Genomic DNA, 23,149 nt, shown 5'->3' with positions numbered 1-23,149 from the left:
TTTCCCAAATAGAAAACAATTCTTTCACTAGTGAATACGATTAAAAAAATAAAAAACAGGTAATTTTTCACCTGTTTTTTGACTTCAGATTATTGTTTAAGTTGTTCATAATAATACATCATCTGCAACAGTTGTGTTGCTTGTTCATCTGGGTCTTTAATAGCCGACAATAGCGGTGTTAACGTTTCAGAGTTCTCAGGGGCAGTACCAGCTAGTTCATTCCAGGTCTCTGCTGACAAGGTTTGTTCTCCAGTCCAACCAGCTAAAGCGTTATTCCAAACCTCCTGAAATTTAAGAATCCACTCTTGTTCACTTTCTGTTAGTCGAACTTCTCCAGTTGATGTACTCCATTCCTTCACATAGATTTCAATTGAACCCTTTGCTTTCAAACTATCTGCCAGCTGTGCCGCCTCTTCCTTTGTAGCCGCAATTCCAGCTAGAAGAAAATACTGATCATCCTTCTCCCAAATCATGGTTGGAACCCCTTTTGCTAGATAGCTGTCCGCCCATTCAACTGCATTGGCTTCTTCCGAAAAAATACCAGCCTGTAAAACATGCGCTTGTAACGAGTCCAGTTGGACATCGGTAGAATCCGCAGCAGGAGCGTTATTTTCAGCTAATGCTGCACTAGGTACATGGTCTGTCGCTTCGCCTGCTATTTGTCCTTCTACATCAACAAATAAGCGAAGCAAGAAGAATCCAAGTGCAGACCCTATAATAAGTGCAGATATAATTGCAACTATTAGTGGTTTAAATGTGTGAAAGTTCCCAGGTCTCTTTTTACTAAAAGCATTTTTTGATTTACTAGACCCGGTTAATACAGGAATTGATTTATCAGAATCTTCGACGGAAGCTGCTGTTTGTTTAGTTGTTGTAGAAGAGTGTTTTTTATCATGCAGCTTGTATTTAAGCTGATCACCATTTTTTTCTACAAGAATTGCCTTATGTTTTCCCACAATTTCCCCTCCTGTGACCGGTTATGGATTGTTTCTATAACTCTAGCACAGGATTTTTAAAAAGTAAGACGAAAAATGACAATCAATTAAAAAATCGTTCAACATAATTTGGCTTTTTCCTTTGTTTAATTTCTCGAAAAGATATATTCTCTAACAAGCGAAATAAAGTTGAGAGAACCTGTAATAAACCACACGCCGTTACCCTTGCCTTGTAGTATTTGATTTACTTCCTGTTTCCAATCATCAGCAATGCGCTTTTGTTTTGCAGGGGCTAAGCGATATAGGTCCACTGCCTTTGCTGCACGTGGATGCTGAAAGGTCGTTAGCGTAATTGACGTAAACGAAGTACTCAGTTGCTCAAGCATGGCATCAAGCTCTTTATCTTTAAATACAGCAACTAATAATTGCTTATCCTTTTCCGCAAAGTGTTCATTAACGGTTTTTATAAACGCAGCAACTCCAGCAGGATTATGGGCGCCATCAAGAATTATTAGCGGGTTCTTATTTACGATCTCAAATCTTCCCGCTAGCCTAGTTTGTTCTATTGCTGGTGATGCTTTAGAAAAGGAAATTTGATAACCAGCATCATTGAGCTTTTCGAGTGCCATTAGAGCAAGCGCCGCATTTTGGAACTGGTAGTCACCATACATCAGCAGCTTTAAATGTACCATTCTCTCTTTACTATACCATGTCATGCTTTGACCTTGATTGTGATTATAAATAACATCTTTCCCCAATTGATAGACAGGTGTATAATGTTTCTCAGCTTCCGCTTTAATCACTGTAAATGCTTCCGTTTCTAAATGGCCAACAACAACAGGAGCACCCGTTTTAATGATTCCTGCTTTTTGATAGGCAATTTCAGAAATAGAATTCCCCAGAAAAGCTGTATGGTCTTTTGCAACATTTGTTATAATGGACAGGATTGGTTGGAAACAGTTTGTTGTATCCTCTCTTCCGCCCATCCCTGCCTCAATCAGAGCAATATCAACGCGTTCTGAAAAATAAAGAAAAGCCAGCGCGGTAATCATTTCAAATTCCGTGGGAGGATCATTTTCTTGGTCAAGCTGAATTACATGAGGATACAGTTCATTACATAGATCAACAAATAGCTGCTCCGTTATTTCAGAATCATTTAGCTTCATATGACCAGTTAATCCAGTTAAGCTTGGTGATGTAAAAACACCTACCTTGTAACCATTTGCTTGTAAAGCATTTTTTATAAATTGAATTGTCGAGCCTTTCCCGTTTGTGCCCGCCACATGAATAGCAGGCGCGCTCTTTTCTGGATGATTTAATAATGCAAGCAGCCGATGAATTCGATCTATGCCAGGCTTAATACCAAAAGCTTTTCGGCTATTGAAAAAATCTTCAATTTCTGGAAATGTCGTAAACATAATTACACCACTTTCGATAAGAAGTAACGTTATTATAGCAGAAAGGATAGAATCAAATGAAACCAAATGGATGGATTATTTACAATGGAAACCTGCCAGGAAATAAATTTCTTGATTATGCGGAAATGATTCAAGAGTCTGCAACAAAACAAGGCATTGACATGAAAATTTTAAAAAACAATGCATTACTCAGTCTATTAGCTACAGATCAGCTTGGAATTGTTCAACTAGATAAAGCAGAGCTTCCAGATTTTGTCGTTTTTGCTGATAAAGATATTTATTTGGCAAGACAGCTTGAATTACTAGGGATAACAGTTTTTAACAGCTCAAAAGCAATTGAAATTAGCGATGATAAAATCGCTTCCTATCAATACATGGCAACTCACAACATCCCGATGCCTAAAACAATTGTTGCACCGAAAATCTTCACAACCGGAAACATTGATCATAAATTAGTCGAGAAAGCTATCGAACAATTAGGTCTACCGTTAATTATTAAAGAAGCCTTTGGGTCCTTTGGAGAACAGGTCTATTTATTACATAGTCTAGAAGAGATTATTACTAAAATCGATGCCATCCAAGGCAAACCTTATTTATTCCAACAATTTATTCCCTCCAGTTACGGAAAGGATTTACGCCTACAAGTCGTTGGCAACCAAGTTGTTGCAGCGATGGAGCGAGTTAATATAAATGATTTTCGCGCGAATGTGACATCTGGAGGGGCAATGAGCGTGTATACGCCTACGAAGGAAGAAGCAGCGCTAGCCGTTGCCGCAACGAAAGCAATTAATGCAGATTTTGCAGGAGTCGATTTGTTAATTGGTCCAGATGATAAACGGCTTGTTTGTGAAATTAACTCGAATGCACATATCCGAAACTTACTAGACTGTACTGGTATTAATGCAGCCGACTACATCATGGAACATATTTTGGGGGTATTATCATGAAAACTGGTTGGCTCATTTATCAGGAAGAAGATGCCATCCGAAACAAAGCATTTATTGAGTGGTTTATCGAGGAAGCAAGTTTACAAGAATTGTCGTTACAGCTTGTTCACCGAGAAGATCTGACAATCGGAATCATGCAAAATAAACAGCAAGCGCTTATTCATAACGAGCCCGTACAGCTGCCGGATTTCGCTATCGTTAGGACAATCGAGCCTTTATTGAACCTTCATTTGGAGGCAAAGGGTGTTACCGTTTTTAATTCCTCTACCGTAGCTACGATCTGCAATGATAAGGCGCTTACGCATCATCATATCAATCAGCTTGGATTACCGATGGTTGATACGATATACAGTAAAAAAGAGTTAATGCAGGACATTCCGTCACTTGACTATCCATTTATTGTGAAAGAAGTGAGTGGCAGAGGCGGCAAGCAGGTTTTTTATATAACGAACAAGCAGGATTGGCTGACATGCAGAAAGTCAATCCAGGGCAACATTATCATGCAACCAACAGCCGTTCAGATGGGGAAAGATCTTCGTGTGTTTGTCGTTGGGAAAGAAATTATTGGTGCAGTATTACGCGAAAGCACGACCGATTTTCGAGCCAATTTTACATTAGGTGGAGACGCGAGACTCTATTCACTAAATGACTCGGAGGGAAAACTGATCCATAAAATTATCGATCACTTTGACTTCGGTATGGTTGGGATAGACTTTTTAATTGGACATGATGGTAAGCTTCTGTTCAACGAGATTGAGGATGTTGTCGGCTCGAGAACATTAAGTGCGTGTAGTGATATAAATATCCTTGAGACATATGTTGGTCATATAAAACAGCGCATTAGATAAAAATCGAAAGTCCTCAAATTGGACTTCCGATTTTTGCATTAGTTTGATTTAACCCTTTAACTCCTCAAGTCTTGCTTTCACTTTTGCTTGTTTATCAAGATAATCTGCTTCTTTTTGCTTTTCTTCCTCCACAACTGCGGCTGGTGCTTTGCTAACGAATCCTTGATTGGAAAGCTTCTTCTGAACCCGCTCCACTTCTTTCGTCCATTTTGTAAGCTCTTTCTCTAACCGTTCAATTTCCTTATCGAAATCAATCAGCCCTTCTAAAGGAAGGAATATTTCAGCGCCAGTTACGACAGAAGCCATCGCTTTTTCTGGAACATCAAGGTTAACAGAAATTGTTAGTTCGCTTGGGTTACAAAAACGCTCTAAATAACCACGATTTCCTTCTAATTCTTGCATTACGGCTTCATTTTCAGCTTGGATTAGCATTTGAATTTGCTTCGACATCGGTGTATCTACCTCTGCACGGCTATTACGAACCGATTTTATGATTGCTACGAGCCGTTTCATTTCAGCAGCTGCTGTTTCATCATGATACTTCTCTTCAACTACTGGCCAATTTGCTATCGTAATTGAGTCCCCTTGATGTGGAAGCTGCTGCCAGATTTCTTCTGTAATAAATGGCATATATGGGTGCAGCATCCGCATTGTCTGATCAAGAACGTGTGCAAGTACAGATCTGGTTGTGTTTTTCTTCGCTTCATCGTCACCATATAATGGAAGTTTTGCCATTTCAATATACCAATCACAAAGCTCATCCCAAATAAAGTTATATAAATGACGACCAGCTTCACCAAACTCATATTTCGCTGTGTTTTTCGTCACATGATCAATCGTTTCATTTAAACGCGTTAAAATCCATTTATCTGCTAGTGTTAGCTCTCCAGTTAAATCAATATCTTCATAGGTGAAGCCTTCCATGTTCATTAAGGAGAAGCGAGATGCATTCCATACTTTATTCGCAAAGTTCCACGTTGACTCCACTTTTTCCCAATGGAAGCGTAAATCTTGACCAGGTGTTGATCCAGTTAACAAGAAATAACGTAATGAATCGGCACCATATTTCTCAATAACATCCATCGGGTCAACACCATTTCCTAGTGACTTACTCATTTTCCGACCTTCTGCATCGCGGATTAATCCATGAATAAGTACATCCTTGAACGGTTTTTCACCAGTAAATTCCTTCGATTGGAAAATCATCCGCGCTACCCAGAAAAAGATAATGTCATAACCTGTTACAAGTACATCGGTTGGGAAGTAGCGTTTAAACTCTGCAGATTCTTCATTCGGCCAGCCCATCGTTGAAAATGGCCATAATGCAGAGGAGAACCATGTATCCAGTACATCTTCGTCCTGCTCCCAATTTTCGATGTCAGCCGGTGCTTCTTTTCCAACATATATTTCTTTTGTTTCTTTATGGTACCAAGCTGGAATGCGATGTCCCCACCAAAGCTGACGAGAAATACACCAATCACGGATATTTTCCATCCAGTTAAAGTACGTACGCTCAAAGCGTTCTGGTACAAAATTAACTTTACCTTCTTCATGTTGTAAATCCAGCGCCTCTTTAGCCAATGGTTCCATTTTAACGAACCATTGTGTTGACAAGTATGGCTCAACAACTGCACCACTGCGCTCCGAGTGTCCAACTTGATGGATATGGTCCTCAATTTCAAATAGAACGCCCTGTTCCTGCAAATCTTTCACTATTTGCTTACGGCATTCAAAACGATCCAACCCTTGATATTTACCGGCGTTCTCATTCATGGAGCCATCTTCATGCATAACGAGAACGCGTTCTAGATTATGACGGTTACCAATTTCAAAGTCATTCGGGTCATGGGCCGGTGTAATTTTAACCGCTCCTGAGCCAAATTCCATATCTACATAATCGTCTGCAACAATTTCAATTTCACGACCAACTATTGGCAACACTACTTTTTTGCCGATTAAATGCTTATAACGCTCATCTTTCGGATGTACAGCAACTGCGGTGTCACCAAGCATTGTTTCTGGACGTGTTGTCGCAATTTCAATTGTTTCATCACTATCTTTAATTGGATAACGCATATGATAAAACTTACCTTGGACCTCTTCATAAATTACTTCAATATCGGATAGGGCAGTTTTTGTTTGCGGATCCCAGTTAATAATGTATTCTCCACGATAAATAAGACCCTTTTCATATAGTTTAATGAATACTTCCTTTACCGCATCAGACAAACCTTCATCCAGCGTAAAACGCTCACGTGAATAGTCCAGTCCTAGACCTAGCTTTTCCCATTGAGAACGGATAAAGTCTGCATATTCTTCTTTCCACTCCCAAGATTTTTCCAGGAATTTCTCACGTCCTAATTCATAACGATTTGTTCCTTGCTCCTTTAATTTCGCTTCTACCTTCGCCTGTGTTGCGATTCCAGCATGGTCCATACCGGGTAACCATAATACATCATAGCCCTGCATACGCTTCATGCGAGAAATAGTATCCTGCATTGTTGTATCCCATGCATGACCTAAATGCAGCTTACCTGTAACGTTTGGTGGCGGAATAACAATCGAGAATGGCTCCTTATCTGGATCACCAGTAGCTTCAAAATATTTCCCTTCTAACCAAAATTGATAACGACCTTTTTCCACTTCCTCCGGATTGTATTTCGACGGAAGGGACGTTTGTTCATTTGTGCTCATTGCTTTACCTCCTATTTTTAACAGTCACTAAAAATCAAAAAACCCTTTTCATCCTTAAAAATAAAGGACGAAAAGGGTTAGATTCCGTGGTACCACCTTTGTTTACAAACCAAAATTGTTTGTACACTTCATTGATTGATAACGGTCAATACCGGCTTCTTCTACTTTAAATTTTAATTTCAAAGAAACTGCATCAAGGGCGACCTTCCAAAACAATCTACCTAGGAAATTTTCAGCTCATGATTTCCCTCTCTAAAGGCGTTTATTTTGTACTCTTCCCTATCATCGCGTTTACGTTATAATTTCACATAATTATATATATTATTTTATAGCTTACTTAGAGTATCGTCAACTATTATTATTGTTATCCGCACCAATTTGGTGTATTCATACATAGTATAGAAAAAGAGCGTAAATGTGCTTAGAAAGGAAAGAGGTGCTACCTGTGGCAAGATTTTATCGTTACAAACTTCCACCATGGGCAAGACAATGCCTTTTTGTCTTCGAGAGAATTCTTTTACCGATCACGATATTCCAGTTAATCCGCACGTTGTTAATCCCAACGACTTTTGATGTGCTTTTATTAGGTGTATTAATTGGACTATTAATCGCTTTTTATTTGGAATGGATTTAATTTGACAGATCATCAAAATTTATTGTTTCATATTCTTCTTTTATAAAATCTGTCCATTTTAATGCAAAAATAAGCTTGCGATATTGTTTCTGTAATGCACTGACTTGATAAGTCAGTGGTTTTTCTTTTGTACTTTTCACATAATCTCGGATGATCGTCATATAATCAGCTGGATTAAGTAAATAAATGGATAGTAATTTCATATCAAACATTTCAAGATCATACTTTCGTTTATATACTTTGAAACCTTCCATTATTAACTCATTTGGTTGATCGTATTCACCGGTTAACTGATGGAAGTAGTTTGTTAAATCCACTGCGACATGATCATAACGCGCTTGCTCCCAATTAATAATATGGTTGTTCAAAACATGATCAAGCGCGAGATTTCCATGGCAAAGGGAAAGATTCCATGTTATTTCTTCTTCTGACTGATCAAGAAATTCACTTACCTCTCCATTTATCCGGTTTAATGCAGTTTCTATATCTCGATAATGCGTGCAAACCTGCAATTCAAACGGAGACATGTAGGCTTGTTGTTCAAAGCGAAGCACATAGGAATATAATTCATTTGGAAGCTGCTCACAGAACGTTTGGTATGTATGAAAGTTTTTATTTAAGCTGGATTTTGAAATCCGTTGACTTTGCTGAGTTCTGTCATGGATATGTGCTAATAGTCCCATCGTTCGCTCAATCGATGTTTCACTGCTTGAACGAGGCGCAAAAAGCAGCCAAGGGCTAAGGTAGTAAACGAAACCATCTACATCTTCATATAGCTTGCCATCTTTTGTTAGATAAACGGGCACAATTTCTGACAGATTTTTCTCATTTGCTACATAATAAACATGTTCCCATGCAGCAATATCCTCTTGCTTTAATGTACTTTTCTTTAAGGCATAGTCACGACGACTGTCTTTAATGTGATAGAGACGATCGGTAACCTTTTCGATTTCAGTTGGAAAGATTCGATAAGCCTGCAGTATGTCTTTCACTACTTCCATCATTTATCACCACCTACTAAAGGAGATACCCCCTTGTTTCGTAAGTGTCAGGGGGCATTTTCGATTATTAATTGACAGGTATATACAACAACTGTCCCTCATGGACCTCAAAGTCATCCTCAAGCTGGTTTTGTTTTATCAATTGGAGTGGGCTTACGGAAAATCGTTCAGCAATTGTTTCTATTGTGTCTTGATTTTGTACAATACAAAGTCTCATTTTCGTAAACTGCTCTTCTTTTGCTTCTCTAAAAATATCCGATAATAAACTTGCATCTTCTGGAACACGCTCTTCATAATTATCTGTTTCATTTACTTCAGCTGCAACAATATCCTCTTCAGTGACCAACTCTTCTGTCTCTTCTGCTTCTATATCCGTTGTCTCTGCCTCTTCATCTGACAATTGTTTGAAAAATTCTGCTAATGTTTGTGATTTCTTTTTCCATCGATCTGGATCATGATCTTCTTGTTCCGCTTCTTCTGACCTAATGTCCCCGGTATTCTCCACTGTTTCTGCTGCTTCCTCTGTTTCTTCTACTTGAACGAAATCCTTCTCTTCTCTTGTTTGTATTTCTTCTTTTTCAACAGTTTTTTGTTCATCTAATGGTCCTGCATCAAGCTCTGTCTCCGATAAATCGGTAAGAGCTAGTTCCTCTTCTTGTGGTTTTCTTAATTCAAATTCGAATGAGTCTAATTCAGAGACAGAATTACCCTCCACCACTGTATCTACTTCTTTTTCTTCTGTATCCTTAACTTCCTTCGTTTCTTGACGCTGGTGCTCTACTTCACTATTAATCCCGTGTATTTCAATGGTTGCGTACAACTTTAAGTGACTTGGTTCTGGTATTTCATAATCAAAAGAATCTACATGTACCGTAACCTCATTCAAGTCTGCTACACGATAAGGCGGGACAGAAATTTCTACCGGAAACCGATGAGAAAATGCAGCTAATCCTTCCTCATCTATTACCTTTTCTACATAACGTTTCGCTTGAAAGTCTTCAAAATCCAGTGAGCGATCATCTTGCTCAGACTCTACTTTTTCGTATTCTCCTTGAAGCTCAATATTCCCGCGAATCGAAATATATTCCTCATAGGGCTGGATAGATATTTCAGGTTCTAATGCTATTCCTCTTAACTCCGCAACTTCCTGTCCCTTTTCAAAATAGAGTGATTCCTCTAGATCAAAAGTGAATGCTTTGGAATCGCCTGCCAAATGAATTCCCTCCTCTTTAAAAAACTTGGCATTCGTTAATATCCTTGAGCGAACGCCTTCGCCTGCACTTTTGCAAAAAGGAAAGTTTTATACTTTCTTTTCTGCCAACATATAACCAATATGCCGATATGTCTTTATAATCTATATGAATCCACCTACAGAGATATGCATGAAAAAAGCCATTCCAATCTGGAACAATCCTAATATAAGGATGTCCCCATTGGAATGGCTTATTTTTTCTCAATGTGAACGCCACGTCCAGTCCGCATGTCACTAGCCCGGAGTTTTCACGATTGAGTTTTTACTTTTCAATTTTAGAAAAAGCTGTTCGGATTGCTTGGATTGTTTTTTCAATATCTTCATCGGTATGCGCAGTTGATAGGAATAATCCTTCAAATTGCGATGGCGGCAGGAAAATTCCCTCTTCCATCATGGCACGATAATATTGGGCAAAGTAATCCAAGTTTGATTGCTGAGCTGTTTCAAAGTTGATGACTTCTTTATTTGTAAAAAACACACCAAACATTGAACCTGCTCGATTAACATGTAAAGGAATATCATATTCCGCCGCAGCTTGCTTGAATCCTTCTACAAGTCGATCTATTTTCTTGCTTATTTCCTCATATGATTCCTCTGTCAATGCAGATAAGGTTTCATAACCTGCTGTCATTGCAAGTGGATTTCCTGACAAGGTTCCTGCTTGGTAAATGGAACCTGCAGGAGCAACGCTTTCCATAATTTCGCGTTTACCACCATAAGCTCCAACAGGTAATCCCCCACCAATAACCTTACCAAGACAAGTCAGGTCTGGCGTAACATGAAAGTGTCCTTGTGCACAGTGGTAACCAACACGGAATCCAGTCATGACTTCATCAAAAATAAGGAGTGTACCATTTTGCTCTGTGATTTGTCGCAAGTTTTGCAGAAAATCATTTTTAGGTGGTACAACACCCATATTCCCTGATACTGGTTCAACGATAACTGCTGCAATATCTTTCCCGTACTTTTCAAAGGCAAGTTTAACACTTTCTACATCGTTATATGGAACCGTAATCGTATTCTGAGCAATGGACGCTGGAACTCCCGGGCTATCTGGTAATCCAAGTGTTGCAACACCTGAGCCAGCTTTAATTAATAACGAATCTCCATGCCCATGGTAGTTCCCTTCAAATTTAAGAATAATATTTCTGCCGGTATACCCTCTAGCAAGACGAATCGCACTCATCGTTGCTTCCGTTCCTGAGTTTACCATTCGAACCATTTCAATTGAAGGAACACGATCAATCACTAATTTCGCTAGCTTGTTTTCAAGCAGCGTCGGTGCACCAAAGCTTGTCCCTTTTTCAGCGACTTCCTTTAGCTTTGTTACAACATGGTCGGGAGCATGGCCTAAAATTAATGGCCCCCAGCTTAACACATAATCAATATATTCATTGCCATCAATGTCATAAATCTTAGATCCTTTACCAGACTCCATGAATACTGGTGACATGCCAACAGACTTAAATGCACGTACAGGAGAGTTCACCCCGCCCGGCATTAGATCAACTGCTTCTTTGTACGCATCTACAGATTGATTATATCTTACCACTTTAGTCCGCCTCCTCTAGTTATCTTCTTTAAGCCATTTCGCAACATCTTTTGCAAAATAGGTAATAATTAAATCTGCTCCGGCACGCTTCATGGATGTTAGCTTCTCCATTACTAATGCTTTCTCATCAATCCAGCCATTCTGAGCTGCAGCTTTGACCATGGAATATTCACCACTGACATTGTAAGCAACTACTGGCAAATTAAAATTGTCACGTACTTCGCGCACAATATCCAGGTATGACATAGCTGGTTTTACAATTAAGAAATCCGCACCTTCCGCGACATCTGATTCCGCTTCTCGAAGGGCTTCCAGTCGATTTGCTGGATCCATTTGATATGTTTTTCGATCACCAAATTGTGGTGTGCTGTCTGCCGCATCACGGAAAGGACCATAGTAAGCTGAAGCATATTTGACAGCATAGGACATAATCGGAATGTGTGAATAACCCGCTTCATCAAGCGCCTGTCGAATAACAGCTACAAATCCATCCATCATATTAGAAGGTGCGATAATATCGGCTCCCGCTTCTGCCTGTGAGACAGCTGTTTTTGCTAAAAGCTGCAAGGATTCATCGTTGTCGACGTCATGATTATGGATAACGCCACAATGACCATGTGAAGTATATTCACAAAGACATGTATCTGCAACAACAAGCAATTCTGGAAATTCCTTTTTAACTAGTCTTGTTGCCTGTTGAATGATACCATCTTCAGCAAAAGCTCCCGTTCCTATCTCATCCTTCTCTGATACTACGCCAAAGAAAATTACTGAACGTATACCGAGTTCAAAAACTTCTTTTACCTCATCAAGCAGCAAATCAAAAGAAAGCTGATAAACTCCAGGCATGGAAGGAACTTCGCTCTTAATATTTTCACCTTCAATAACAAAAATCGGGTAAATAAAATCCTCTGTTCTCAGATGGTGTTCGCGCACCATCGAACGCATCGCATTTGAAGAGCGTAACCGTCTATGACGTTTAAAATTGATTGATTGTGACATCGTAATCTATCCTTTCTTTATGTAGTTACATATCGTTTTCAGCATCGCTTCAATTGTAAATTCCTCAGGCGGTGTGATAGATTGGATTCCGAGTTCAGTCGCACGTTGCTCGGTTGTTGTTCCAATACAAATATAGTTTTTCTTTGGAATCGTATCAACCATTTTGACAAACGCCTCAACTGTTGAAGGACTTGTAAAAGTAATAAAATCGATCAAGTCTTCCGTTAACAGTTCGTTTAATCGACCTTTCATTGCATAATTATATCCTGTTTCATAAACCTCCAACAAAACATGTGGCACGTTGTGCTTTGTAAATTCCACTGGAAGCGTATCACGCGAAAGATTCCCTCGAACCAGCAAAATTTTCCCCGCCTTAGGGAACTGCTGCAGAAACTCCTCTGCCATTGCCTCAGCATGATATGTTGTCGGAATAAACTCCGCTTGATAGCCATATTTTTTAAGTGCTAAATCTGTCTTATGACCAACAGCAGCTAATCGTTGCCCTTGAAGCTGTTTCATATTATATTTCTTCGCAAGGGTAAAAAAACAATGGACCCCATTTGCACTTGTAAAAAAAATCCACTTGAATTCACCCATTTTGGAAAAGATGTGCTGGGATGCTTCTGTATCTTTACATGAAATCGCAAGCAAAGGAACCTCAATCGGTATACCACCAAGCTCTCGTACCTTTTTCGAGAATTCTTTTGCTTGGCTTGCTTCTCTCGTTATTAGAATTTTGCTTTCATGTAAGGTTTGCTCCATTACTTGTCGAGCTCCTCTTTTACGCGATTTACAATTTCCTTAGCACCCTGGCTGATTAAAGCCTCCGCAGCTTCTTTTCCAACAGCTTTCGGATCTGTTCCTCGCACCGTTTCTTTTAAAATCGTTTTACCGTCTGGTGTTCCTACGAGTGCTGTTAATATGACTTCATCTTCTTCCAGGTAGGCATAGCCTCCAATAGGCACTTGACAGCCACCCTCGAGTAAATGTAGAAACGTTCGTTCAGCAGTAACCGTTCTCGTTGTCAAATCATCATTAATAGCTTGCAGGATTCCCTGAATCTCTTCGTCATCTGCTCGACTTTCAATTGCGAGCGCCCCTTGTCCAACAGCTGGAACAACGATTTCCGGATCAAGGTATTCTGTAATCAACTCTTCACTTAAACCAACACGTTTCAATCCAGATACAGCAAGAATAATCGCGTCATAGTCTTCTTCGTTCAGTTTGCGAAGTCTCGTTTCAATATTTCCGCGGATCCACTTGATCGAAATATCTGGACGCTCTGCAAGAATTTGGGCTGAGCGACGTAAGCTACTTGTACCTATTATGGCGCCTTTTGGTAGATCAGTTAGCTTCACATTGTTTTTAGAAATAAAAGCATCTCGATGATCTTCTCTTATCGGGATTGATGAAATCATTAAGCCTTCCGGTAACTCTGATGGCATGTCCTTCATGCTATGTACTGCTAAATCAATTTCTTTATCATACATAGCTTGCTCAATCTCTTTGACAAAAAGACCCTTTCCACCTACTTTGGATAATGTTACATCCAAAATTCGATCACCTTTTGTAACAATTTCCTTGATTTCAAATTCATTTTTAACACCAGCTGCCTTCAACTGATCAATCACCCATTTTGTCTGTGTTAAAGCTAAATTACTTTTTCTTGACCCAACGATAATTTTCCGCATTCGTTGTGTACCTCCTTAACATACTTGTTCTTTAAAAGTGAAAATTCGATAACGTGCTGAATAGAAAGAAATTCACTAACAATATTAAAAATGCTCCAGTATTGTAGGTTGCTAACGGCTTTCCAACATATCCTACAACGAGGCGCAAAACCAAATATCCGACATACACAATTAGAACAAGCAGTGAGCCAATTGTTTTCATGTCAAACCAATAAAATTCAGAGGCAGAAAAATAAGCCCAAACTACCCCTAAAATAATCGCAATTAATAATAGCGGTACCCCAATCGAGATGGCTATAAAACTATAACGATCCAATTGCTTCAAATCTCCTAATTGCCACATCCATTTTAACCCTTTTTTCCTTTTTAGGAAACGATATTGAATTAAATACATAATAGAGAGTAAAAATGCAACCGTAAAGAAACCATAGGAAACAATTGCAAGCGTAATATGTGCAATTAATATTTCATGGACAAATTGAATCGAGTCATTCAATTGGTTATGCGTGGTGCTCGCAGCAAAATATAATAATAATATAAAAAAGCCGAATACTTGAATGAAAAACACAATAAACCGGATTTTGAAAAGCTTATTGATGATTATGGATAGTGTAATCAATACCCAAGAATAGAAAAATAGACTATCCACTAGATTCGTAACAGGAAAGCCTTTCTCACCAAATACTTCATAAAAGAAAAAAACGGTTTGCAATAACCAGACCACACAAATCAACCAGAAAGCAATTTTATTTGCTTTCCGGTTGTGATGTATAAAATCGATAAAAAAACCAATTAAACTAAGGCTAAATAGAATCAAAATTATTTCGTAGATCCACTTCATCTCATGTAATAATCCTTTCTGCGAAGATAGAATTGTTTATAATTTTGAAGGATTAACGTCCACGAAGCATAAAATCCCTATACAACCGCCAGAACGATTGCTATGATTTTCTACGCCGTTGTAAACTTATTTTGAGCCGAAAAGGAGGACTTCTCTTCTTTTGATATTAACTCCATTGTTTCATTTTTTTTTGCCTGTTTTTCAAATTCTGCTTTTACTTCTTTTTCAATACCAAAAATATCGATGAATAACTGTAAGGACTGATCGGCATTATCGGTTCCTGCAAGCTCTTTCGCCTGTGTTACAGGTTCTTTCAGCAGCTGATTAATAATACTTTTTGTATGCTTGCTGATTACTTTCTTTTCTCTCACCGTCAAATCCGGGATTTTTCTTTCAATACTTTTCATTGTTTCAGATTGAATAGATAGCGCCTTTTGACGTAGAGCCGAAATAACCGGAACAACACCAAGCGTTTTCAGCCATTCCTTGAACAGCACGATTTCTTCTTCCATCAAAATTTCAATTTGTTCTGCAGCTGCTTTTCTTGTTTCTAAATTTTCATCCACTATATGATTTAAATTATCAATGTCATATAAAAAGACATTGTCTAAATTGCTAATGTCTGGATCAATATCTCTAGGTACAGCAATGTCCACAAGGAACAAAGCTTTTCCCTTACGCTTTTTCTGAATTGGTTCAAGCATGTCTTTCGTTAGTACGATTGAATCTGACCCTGTAGAACTAATTAAAATATCCGCTTCTTGGATAACAGGTAATAAATTATCCATACTCTCTGCTTTGGCTTGGAATTTCGCAGCTAAGTCTTTAGCGTTTGCTAATGTACGATTAATAACAGTTATTTTAGTTGCTCCAGACCCTTGCAGGTTCTTAGCGGCAAGTTCGCCCATTTTACCGGCTCCAAGAATAGCTACGTGCTTATTTTGTAAGTCTCCAAATATTTTTTTAGCCAGTTCGACAGCAGCATAACTAATGGAGACTGCATGTTCACCGATTGCCGTTTCTTTATGAGCGCGTTTCCCAAAAGTGATTGCCTGTTTAAATAATTCATTAAATACAGTTCCAGTTGCTTTCATTTGTTGTGATGTTAAAAATGCCTGTTTCACTTGACCGAGAATTTGGGTTTCTCCCAGTACCATCGAATCAAGACCTGTAGTTACACGGAAAAGATGCTCCATGGCGCCATCATCTTCCGTTATCCGTAAATAGGAGGAGAATTCTTCCTTATCAAGATGGAACCAATCAGCCAAAAATTGTTTAATATAGTAACGGCCAGTATGCAATTGATCAACAACCGCATATATTTCTGTACGGTTACATGTCGAAACGATCACATTTTCCAGAATGCTTTTTCGTTTTTTTAATTCAGTCATCGCCTCGTGAAGCGATTGCTCTGAAAATGTAAGCTTTTCCCTAACTTCTACAGGGGCTGTTTTATAATTGAAGCCAACTTTTAAAATATGCAATTTGTCTACCCCCAAAATAATTTACACGGTTTAAACGATTGTATATGCTATATAATAACTCACCTACCATTATAACATGCATTCCCTTTTCCATTTTCTGAAATTGTGAACAGAAAAGGAAACAATATGTTAGTATAGAAAGGTATTAAAGAAATGTTTCTTTCAAATATAGTATTAAAATAGTTTCTACATAATAATTATTATAACTAGTGTGTACTTTACCATACTGCACACAGATAATCAAGAATTCAACACAGGTGTAGAGGGGTTTTATGAAAGTGAAAAAACAACATTCATTGCTTGCTTATTTACTAATTGGTATCGGGATTTATTTTCTGCTTCGCGAATTAAAAATACCTATCTTAACGAATTTTTATTCATGGCAAACCTTACTTATTATTATAGGTCTTGCATTATTGATTCATGGATACAGCTCAAAATATTACCAAAATTTACTGGCAGGTACAATTGTACTTGGAATTGGCATTCATTTACATGGTGTCCAGCACTATTCCTTTTGGATTGATCATTGGGCTGTTTACATACTGATTGTCGGGATTGCCTTTCTTGTCCGATTTATTAAAACAAAGAAAGGGTTATTTACTGGTCTAATTCTTATCACGCTAGCTGTATTTTTAATTTTTTCTGTCAATCTACCAATCTATTTTGATTGGCTGTATACTGTTATCGATTTATTGGAACGCTTTTGGCCAGTACTCCTAATTATAATCGGCTTTTTCTTATTAAAACGTAAATAAAAAATCTCGGGGATTGAAGAGACCCCGGGATTTTTTACAATACAGAACTCAGAAAATCCCGAGTTCGCTGTTCTTTCGGCTTATTAAAAATTTCATCTGCATGACCATACTCTACAATTCTTCCTTCATGCATATATACCAACCAATCCGCAACTTCACGAGCGAACCCCATTTCATGTGTCACCACAACCATCGTCATGCCCTCTTCTGCCAATCCCTTCATCGTTGCAAGCACTTCATTGACAAGCTCTGGGTCAAGCGCTGAAGTTGGTTCATCAAAAAGCATCACATCGGGCTTCATCGCTAACGCACGTGCAATGGCTACACGCTGTTTTTGCCCACCGGATAATTTAGATGGATACACATCATATTTATCTCCTAGTCCGACCTTATCAAGCAATATCTTTCCTTCTTTTATTGCTTCGCTTTTTTTCACACCTTTAACTTGTGTCGGTGCTTCAATTACGTTTTCAAGCACTGTCATATGAGGAAATAAATTAAAATGCTGGAATACCATCCCAACTTTTTGTCTGATTTTATTTAAGTCATGTGATTTTTTTTCAATTTGTTCTCCATCAATAGTAATACTTCCGCTATTTTTTATTTCTAAAAAGTTAAGGCAGCGCAGCAACGTACTCTTACCAGAACCACTAGCTCCAATTAATACAACAACATCGCTTTCTTTTACAGTTAGATCGATATCCTTTAAAACATGCAGTTCACCAAATGACTTGTTTAACTGCTCTACACGAATCATTTCTCTTTCTTCACTCATTTAGGTTCCCCTCTTTCTTAATCACTAACTGCTAATCGTTTTTCGATCTTATTCACGATAAACGTCAATACAAGTACGATTAGTAAATAATAAACGGCTACCGTCATGTAGTAAGGCAAATAGTCAAAGGTGTTCGAGCCCATTGTGCTTGCTACACCAAATAAATCTTGCATGCCAATAAAGGAAACTAAGGATGAATCCTTAATTCCAATAATAAATTGATTTCCCAATGATGGAACCGCTCTTCGGAATGCCTGGGGCAAAATAATTCGTTTCATCGTCAAACCTTTATTCATCCCAAGTGATAAACCTGCTTCTCGCTGACCTTTATCTATTGATTGGATGGCTCCGCGAATAATCTCCGCAATATAAGCTCCACTATGAAAAGCTAATCCTGCAGCACCAGCCCAGAACATCGGAATTAATAAAATATCTGTTAAACCATAATATAGGATAAAAATTTGTACGATTAATGGTGTTCCACGAACAATCCATATGTAAGCGTCGGCAATCCATTCAAAAATTTTTATGTTTGATATTTTAAGCAATGCTACAAATAATCCAATAACGATGGCAATTAATAAGGATACAACAGATAGCTTCACCGTAATCCATAAACCATCGAGAAATACATCATAACTACCAATGAAAACATCAAAAAAATGCAGTATGTCTTCCAAGTGCTTCAACTCCCCTTTAGATAAGAATGTGCGCATGCTCGGATGCGCACATTCACATGTTTTATTCTTCTATCTCAGGCTCTTCGGTAATGTCACCGCCAATCCATTCTTCAGATAAGGCGGCAAGCTCGCCGCTTTCTCTCATCTCCTCAAGGGCCTCATTTACAGCTTCAAGCAATGCAGTGTTATCCTTTTTTACCGCTACTGCTTGCTCGGCGACATCAAGCTGAAATTTCCCTTCAATTTCTAATCCTGCATCAATGGCTGTAAATCCTGTCACATCATCCGTGATTACGGCATCGTGATGACCACTTGCTAACGATTGAAGAGCAACTACATCGCTATCTACTTGAGGTATGCTTGAAGTATATTGCTCTGCCACTTCAAGATATGTTGTACCTCTGGCCACAGAAATCTCTTTTCCTTCTAAGTCGTCTTCTGTCTGTATATTACTATCAGGTCTAGTATAAATAACCGGTCCGGAATAGTAATAAGGCTCAGAGAAATTTACCTGCTGCAAACGTTCTTCTGTTATTGTATGACTTGCAACTGCGATATCATAACGACCTTCCGTTACTCCAGTAACAATGCCTGAAAATTTTGCCCGCTGCGGATTCGGCTCAAGGCCAAGTTTTTCAGCGATCGCTTCTCCAACAGCTACATCATAACCAACCATATCACTGCCTTCCATATAGCTAAATGGTTTGAATTCACCAGAAGCTGCAAATGTTAACTTGCCATCTTCAACTAAATTATATGCAGCACCATCACCAGCTGCATTTGAATCTCCATTAGCAGATTCGCTATTTCCACAAGCTGCTAGTAAGATCATAGATACCATCAAAAATAACGCAATTTTCAGTTTTTTCACCTTTCTCCACATCCCCTTTTTCATTTAAATAACAGCTATCATCTCTGATCTGTAAGTTGAAATAGTATCAGCCACCACCATTCCACTTTTACCATGTATTAAAGTATAGCAATAATTGAAATAGCACACGAACTGGCTATAATACGATATCCATCAGTATATGTACATTTACAGATCCTACTGCATAATAACTCCCTTCAGCATACATATACCCATCTTTTCTAAAATATACTCCTGTTTTCTAAAAAATCTTTCTAATCAAGAAGTTTTCAGGACTGTCACTAATATGTGGTTGGCAGTTCAAGAATGTGCAGCAGGATGTTAATATTCAGTGTTCGGTTACTAGGTGTAAGATGCGTTACCAAGGTTGAGGCGATAAGATCTGGATAAAATACGATTGTTTATTTCCTAAATCTGATCGATAATATGACAAAGATCATGAACAATACAGTACTAGGCTGAACGACAAAAAAAACCTTGTCAGAGATTGCTCCTCAGACAAGGTTTTTTTTTCATTAGTTTTTCAAATAATGGGTAATGACAGACCATGATTCGTCCTTCCCTTCACCTGTTTCAGCTGAAAATGGAATGACAATATCATCTGGTGCTACTTCGAATGTTTGTTTTGTTCGTTTTACATGCTGTGCTCGTTTATTCTTTGGTATTTTATCAAGCTTCGTTGCGATGATAATTACTGGAAGCTCATGATATTTAAGAAAATCATACATTTGCAAATCATCTTTTGTTGGTTCATGACGAAGGTCGGTGACAAGGATAGCGGCTTTTAATGTTTCTCTTGTCGTAAAGTACTCCTCCATCATACCTCCCCATTTTTCACGTTCCTTTTTTGAAACCTTCGCATAACCATAGCCCGGTACATCCACGAAATAAAAGGCTTCGTTAATCTTATAAAAATTTAAAGTTTGTGTCTTCCCCGGCTTTGATGAAGTACGGGCTAAATTTTTCCGATTAATTAGCTTGTTTATAAATGACGATTTCCCTACATTTGAGCGTCCTGCTAATGCTATTTCTGGTAGCATATCACCTGGATATTGCTTCTTGCTAACGGCACTAATGACGATTTCGGCGTTAGTTACTTTCATTTTTCTCCTCCACGAGTGCGTGCTCAAGTACTTGATCAAGGTGATTCACCGTGATAAAAGTTAAGTCATTTCGAACACTTTCTGGTATATTTTCTATATCTTTTTCATTTTCTTCTGGGATAATCAAGGTTGTTAATCCAGCTCGATGTGCACTCAATGATTTCTCTTTTAAACCTCCAATTGGCAACACACGTCCACGGAGTGTAATTTCCCCAGTCATCCCTACTTCTTTCCTAATTGCCCTGCCTGTTAAAGATGATACAAGAGCTGTTGCTATTGTTATTCCAGCAGACGGTCCATCCTTTGGCGTTGCGCCTGCTGGTACGTGAATATGAATATCATATTTCTCGTAAAAGTTGGACTCTATATTAAATTCCTTTGTTCTGGAACGTACATAGCTAAATGCAGCTTGGGCAGATTCTTGCATTACGTCGCCCAATTTCCCTGTGAGCGTTAATTTGCCTTTACCAGGATAATGGGTTACTTCAATGGAAAGAATATCACCACCTGCAGATGTATATGCTAAGCCTGTTGCTGTTCCTACTTGATCCTCTTGCTCCATTAGGCCATAGCGAAAAACTGGCTTCCCTAGTAAATCTTCCAGGCTTTTTTCGGTTACAATTACTTTTTCCTTTTCCTTGGAAATAATAATTTTGGCTGCTTTTCTGCATAGTTTTGCCAGCTGTCTTTCTAACCCACGAACTCCAGCTTCTCTTGTATATCTGCGAATCAGCTTAAGAATTGCGTTTTCCCGGATTTGTAAATTAGCTTTTTTCAATCCATTTTCCTTCAATTGCTTTGGCAGTAAATGCTGTTTTGCAATATGCAGCTTCTCTACCTCCGTATAACCCGCAATGGAGATAAGCTCCATACGATCCAATAAGGGACCAGGTATACTGTTTACGTTATTTGCAGTAGCAATAAAAAGCACATTAGATAAGTCATAGTTTTCTTCAATAAAATGGTCACTGAACGAACTATTTTGTTCTGGATCCAACACCTCAAGCATCGCGGAAGACGGGTCCCCGCGAAAATCATTTGACATTTTATCGATTTCATCCAGTAAGAATACTGGATTAACCGTTCCAGCTTTCTTCATTCCTTGAATAATACGACCCGGCATTGCTCCAATATAGGTTCTGCGATGTCCGCGTATCTCTGCTTCGTCCCGAACTCCTCCTAATGAAATACGTACGAAATTTCGATTAATCGCCTTGGAGATTGATTTTGCTAAAGAAGTTTTTCCTACTCCCGGAGGTCCTACAAGGCAAAGTATCGGTCCTTTTATTGTATTGGTTAGCTTTTGTACAGCTAAATACTCTAAAATTCGTTCCTTTACTTTTTCGAGACCATAATGATCATGATTTAACACTTTCTCTGCACGTTTAATTTCAATTGTATCTTGTGTTTTTTTTGTCCAAGGTAAGAGAATTAGCCATTCCAAGTAATTACGAATAACAGAGCTTTCAGCAGAACTTTGTGGTACTTTTTCATATCTTCCTAACTCTTTTAAAGCAACCTTCAAGATATGCTCCGGCATATCGGAGTTTTCAATCTTCTCCCTTAATTGATCTACTTCACTCGTTTTGCCGTCTTTATCGCCAAGCTCCTTTTGAATCGCTTTTAGTTGTTCACGAAGATAATATTCCTTTTGTGTTTTTTCCATGGAGTTTTTTACACGTTGTCCAATTTTCTTTTCTAAATCCAAAACCTTTTTTTCGTTGGAGATAACTTTAATGAGATGCTTCATTCGAACAGCCACATTTATCATCTCTAAAATTTGCTGTTTGTCCTTTATTTTCAACGTTAAATGAGATGCGACGAGATCTGCGAGTCTACCTGGTTCCTCGATATCAGAAACCGTTGCATAGGTCTCATCTGTTAACTTCCTGGAAAGCTTTATGTATTGCTTAAATTGCTCAAGGAGGGAACGCATTAACGCTTCTTCTTCATGCTTTTCGCCATGCGTTTCCTCCAAATTTTCGATTTCAACTAAAAATTCATCTTGAGATTCCGTATATCGGAGAATTTCTCCACGCGAAATTCCCTCAACAAGCACACGCATCGTACCATTTGGAAGCTTTAACATCTGTTTTACTTTTGCCAATGTACCAACATTAAAAATATCGCTTGGTTCCGGATCATCTAAGCTCACTTTTTTCTGGGTTGCCAGGAAAATATGCTGATTGTCCATCATTGCCTTTTCCAATGCAGCAATCGATTTATCTCTACCTACGTCCAAGTGTAGAACCATTGACGGAAACACGAGTAGTCCACGTAAAGGAAGGAGGGGGACTTGAATGTTTTCTTTCGTCATTATTTGTACCTCCATAAAATATGTATTTAATTAGTTATCTTAAACCATTCGTGTTAAAAAATTCATTATGTATTTCTTCAGTTTATAGAAAAATCTTCCTCTTGTAAATGGTTTCATTTCTAAATCTGTATTCTATTTATTTCAACGTTATTTACAGGCAATAAAACAAGAATACAAAGGTTATCGTAACTCCCGGAACAGCCACATCCAGCTTCAGCGCCCAACGACTAGCGAGACTTCCCTCACCTCCGTACGATAAGTCAACATCGACTCCCTACGGTCGCCGTGTTTCCTTTATCTCCTACGGCTCAGTCCAGTCCGTACGTCGCTAACCGGACGCTTCCGC

The 23,149-nt window shown here is 38.5% G+C and carries 20 protein-coding genes and 1 other annotated feature; of the genes, 4 read left to right on the top strand and 16 right to left on the bottom strand.

Annotated features, from left to right (window positions below; genetic code table 11):
• Positions 1-89 precede the first annotated feature (89 nt).
• A complete protein-coding gene (locus D1B32_RS08270) occupies positions 90-956 on the bottom strand; it encodes an SPOR domain-containing protein (RefSeq protein WP_158586222.1) in 867 nt (288 codons plus the stop codon).
• Positions 957-1,081: 125 nt separating this feature from the next.
• Positions 1,082-2,353: a bifunctional folylpolyglutamate synthase/dihydrofolate synthase gene (locus D1B32_RS08265; RefSeq protein ID WP_118889086.1), complete on the bottom strand. Its 1,272-nt coding sequence runs from the start codon at positions 2,351-2,353 to the stop codon at positions 1,082-1,084.
• 56 nt (positions 2,354-2,409) lie between these two features.
• On the opposite strand from D1B32_RS08265, the gene D1B32_RS08260 reads away from it, so the two are divergent.
• Both D1B32_RS08260 and D1B32_RS08255 read left to right on the top strand, forming a co-directional pair.
• A complete protein-coding gene (locus D1B32_RS08260) occupies positions 2,410-3,300 on the top strand; it encodes an ATP-grasp domain-containing protein (RefSeq protein WP_118889085.1) in 891 nt (296 codons plus the stop codon).
• Positions 3,297-4,148: an ATP-grasp domain-containing protein gene (locus D1B32_RS08255; RefSeq protein ID WP_118889084.1), complete on the top strand. Its 852-nt coding sequence runs from the start codon at positions 3,297-3,299 to the stop codon at positions 4,146-4,148. The genes D1B32_RS08260 and D1B32_RS08255 overlap by 4 nt, the downstream gene beginning before the upstream one ends.
• A 48-nt stretch (positions 4,149-4,196) precedes the next feature.
• Here D1B32_RS08255 and D1B32_RS08250 read toward each other — a convergent pair whose 3' ends face one another.
• Positions 4,197-6,842 (bottom strand): valine--tRNA ligase, encoded by a 2,646-nt coding sequence (locus D1B32_RS08250; RefSeq protein WP_118889083.1) that lies wholly within the window; start codon positions 6,840-6,842, stop codon positions 4,197-4,199.
• A 60-nt stretch (positions 6,843-6,902) separates the two neighbouring features.
• Positions 6,903-7,137, bottom strand: a binding site (T-box leader).
• Between the two features lie 150 nt (positions 7,138-7,287).
• On the opposite strand from D1B32_RS08250, the gene D1B32_RS08245 reads away from it, so the two are divergent.
• Positions 7,288-7,476 carry a YszA family small membrane protein gene (locus tag D1B32_RS08245; RefSeq protein ID WP_095307196.1) on the top strand — a complete coding sequence of 63 codons (189 nt, stop codon included), beginning with the start codon at positions 7,288-7,290 and terminating at the stop codon, positions 7,474-7,476.
• Here the strand turns inward: D1B32_RS08245 and D1B32_RS08240 are convergent.
• The 8 genes from D1B32_RS08240 to hemA all read right to left on the bottom strand — a co-directional run bounded on the left by D1B32_RS08240 (position 7,473) and on the right by hemA (position 16,299).
• Complete coding sequence (locus D1B32_RS08240; RefSeq protein WP_118889082.1) at positions 7,473-8,480, bottom strand: YutH/CotS family kinase-like spore coat protein; 1,008 nt, start codon at positions 8,478-8,480, stop codon at positions 7,473-7,475. The two genes, D1B32_RS08245 and D1B32_RS08240, sit on opposite strands and share 4 nt — an antisense overlap.
• Before the next feature lie 64 nt (positions 8,481-8,544).
• Positions 8,545-9,690, bottom strand: a complete 1,146-nt coding sequence (gene spoVID / locus D1B32_RS08235; RefSeq protein ID WP_118889081.1) for a stage VI sporulation protein D — start codon at positions 9,688-9,690, stop codon at positions 8,545-8,547.
• 301 nt (positions 9,691-9,991) lie between these two features.
• The gene (gene hemL / locus D1B32_RS08230; RefSeq protein WP_118889080.1) at positions 9,992-11,281 is read right to left on the bottom strand and encodes a glutamate-1-semialdehyde 2,1-aminomutase; all 1,290 of its coding nucleotides are present in this window, start codon (positions 11,279-11,281) and stop codon (positions 9,992-9,994) included.
• Positions 11,282-11,296: 15 nt separating this feature from the next.
• Positions 11,297-12,283 carry a porphobilinogen synthase gene (hemB, locus tag D1B32_RS08225; protein ID WP_095307201.1) on the bottom strand — a complete coding sequence of 329 codons (987 nt, stop codon included), beginning with the start codon at positions 12,281-12,283 and terminating at the stop codon, positions 11,297-11,299.
• A gap of 6 nt (positions 12,284-12,289) precedes the next feature.
• On the bottom strand, positions 12,290-13,045 hold the full coding sequence (locus tag D1B32_RS08220; RefSeq protein ID WP_118889079.1) for a uroporphyrinogen-III synthase: 756 nt from the start codon (positions 13,043-13,045) through the stop codon (positions 12,290-12,292).
• Entirely contained in the window at positions 13,045-13,974 is a 930-nt protein-coding gene (gene hemC, locus D1B32_RS08215; protein ID WP_095307203.1) for a hydroxymethylbilane synthase, read from the bottom strand. The genes D1B32_RS08220 and hemC overlap by 1 nt, the downstream gene beginning before the upstream one ends.
• Positions 13,975-14,005: 31 nt before the next feature.
• Positions 14,006-14,815 carry a cytochrome c biogenesis protein gene (locus D1B32_RS08210; RefSeq protein WP_118889078.1) on the bottom strand — a complete coding sequence of 270 codons (810 nt, stop codon included), beginning with the start codon at positions 14,813-14,815 and terminating at the stop codon, positions 14,006-14,008.
• Positions 14,816-14,925: 110 nt separating this feature from the next.
• Entirely contained in the window at positions 14,926-16,299 is a 1,374-nt protein-coding gene (gene hemA, locus D1B32_RS08205) for a glutamyl-tRNA reductase (protein ID WP_118889077.1), read from the bottom strand.
• Positions 16,300-16,571: 272 nt separating this feature from the next.
• Between hemA and D1B32_RS08200 the strand changes: the two genes are divergently transcribed.
• Positions 16,572-17,057, top strand: coding sequence for a LiaI-LiaF-like domain-containing protein (locus D1B32_RS08200; RefSeq protein WP_285844516.1), 486 nt, complete (start codon positions 16,572-16,574; stop codon positions 17,055-17,057).
• A gap of 34 nt (positions 17,058-17,091) precedes the next feature.
• Here D1B32_RS08200 and D1B32_RS08195 read toward each other — a convergent pair whose 3' ends face one another.
• The 5 genes from D1B32_RS08195 to lon form a co-directional block, all read right to left on the bottom strand.
• Positions 17,092-17,832 carry an amino acid ABC transporter ATP-binding protein gene (locus D1B32_RS08195; RefSeq protein WP_118889076.1) on the bottom strand — a complete coding sequence of 247 codons (741 nt, stop codon included), beginning with the start codon at positions 17,830-17,832 and terminating at the stop codon, positions 17,092-17,094.
• Positions 17,833-17,849: 17 nt separating this feature from the next.
• The gene (locus tag D1B32_RS08190; RefSeq protein ID WP_095307208.1) at positions 17,850-18,512 is read right to left on the bottom strand and encodes an amino acid ABC transporter permease; all 663 of its coding nucleotides are present in this window, start codon (positions 18,510-18,512) and stop codon (positions 17,850-17,852) included.
• A gap of 61 nt (positions 18,513-18,573) precedes the next feature.
• Complete coding sequence (locus D1B32_RS08185) at positions 18,574-19,383, bottom strand: transporter substrate-binding domain-containing protein (RefSeq protein WP_187393139.1); 810 nt, start codon at positions 19,381-19,383, stop codon at positions 18,574-18,576.
• A 515-nt stretch (positions 19,384-19,898) separates the two neighbouring features.
• Positions 19,899-20,486 carry a ribosome biogenesis GTP-binding protein YihA/YsxC gene (gene yihA, locus D1B32_RS08180; RefSeq protein ID WP_095307214.1) on the bottom strand — a complete coding sequence of 196 codons (588 nt, stop codon included), beginning with the start codon at positions 20,484-20,486 and terminating at the stop codon, positions 19,899-19,901.
• Positions 20,473-22,803, bottom strand: coding sequence for an endopeptidase La (gene lon, locus D1B32_RS08175; RefSeq protein WP_118889075.1), 2,331 nt, complete (start codon positions 22,801-22,803; stop codon positions 20,473-20,475). The genes yihA and lon overlap by 14 nt, the downstream gene beginning before the upstream one ends.
• Positions 22,804-23,149 lie beyond the last annotated feature (346 nt).

Source organism: Oceanobacillus profundus, assembly GCF_003515705.1.
GTDB classification, from domain to species: Bacteria; Bacillota; Bacilli; order Bacillales; family Amphibacillaceae; genus Oceanobacillus; species Oceanobacillus profundus.
This window is presented reverse-complemented; position numbering and strand designations above follow the sequence as displayed.

Bases quoted from the DNA above. Each gene is read 5' to 3' on its own strand.
- D1B32_RS08265 (WP_118889086.1), bottom strand. From the start codon at position 2,353: ATGTTTACGACATTTCCAGAAATTGAAGATTTTTTCAATAGCCGAAAA.
- D1B32_RS08260 (WP_118889085.1), top strand. From the start codon at position 2,410: ATGAAACCAAATGGATGGATTATTTACAATGGAAACCTGCCAGGAAAT.
- D1B32_RS08255 (WP_118889084.1), top strand. From the start codon at position 3,297: ATGAAAACTGGTTGGCTCATTTATCAGGAAGAAGATGCCATCCGAAAC.
- D1B32_RS08250 (WP_118889083.1), bottom strand. From the start codon at position 6,842: ATGAGCACAAATGAACAAACGTCCCTTCCGTCGAAATACAATCCGGAG.
- D1B32_RS08240 (WP_118889082.1), bottom strand. From the start codon at position 8,480: ATGATGGAAGTAGTGAAAGACATACTGCAGGCTTATCGAATCTTTCCA.
- hemB (WP_095307201.1), bottom strand. From the start codon at position 12,283: ATGTCACAATCAATCAATTTTAAACGTCATAGACGGTTACGCTCTTCA.
- D1B32_RS08220 (WP_118889079.1), bottom strand. From the start codon at position 13,045: ATGGAGCAAACCTTACATGAAAGCAAAATTCTAATAACGAGAGAAGCA.
- hemC (WP_095307203.1), bottom strand. From the start codon at position 13,974: ATGCGGAAAATTATCGTTGGGTCAAGAAAAAGTAATTTAGCTTTAACA.
- D1B32_RS08210 (WP_118889078.1), bottom strand. From the start codon at position 14,815: ATGAAGTGGATCTACGAAATAATTTTGATTCTATTTAGCCTTAGTTTA.
- D1B32_RS08200 (WP_285844516.1), top strand. From the start codon at position 16,572: ATGAAAGTGAAAAAACAACATTCATTGCTTGCTTATTTACTAATTGGT.
- D1B32_RS08195 (WP_118889076.1), bottom strand. From the start codon at position 17,832: ATGAGTGAAGAAAGAGAAATGATTCGTGTAGAGCAGTTAAACAAGTCA.
- yihA (WP_095307214.1), bottom strand. From the start codon at position 20,486: ATGAAAGTAACTAACGCCGAAATCGTCATTAGTGCCGTTAGCAAGAAG.
- lon (WP_118889075.1), bottom strand. From the start codon at position 22,803: ATGACGAAAGAAAACATTCAAGTCCCCCTCCTTCCTTTACGTGGACTA.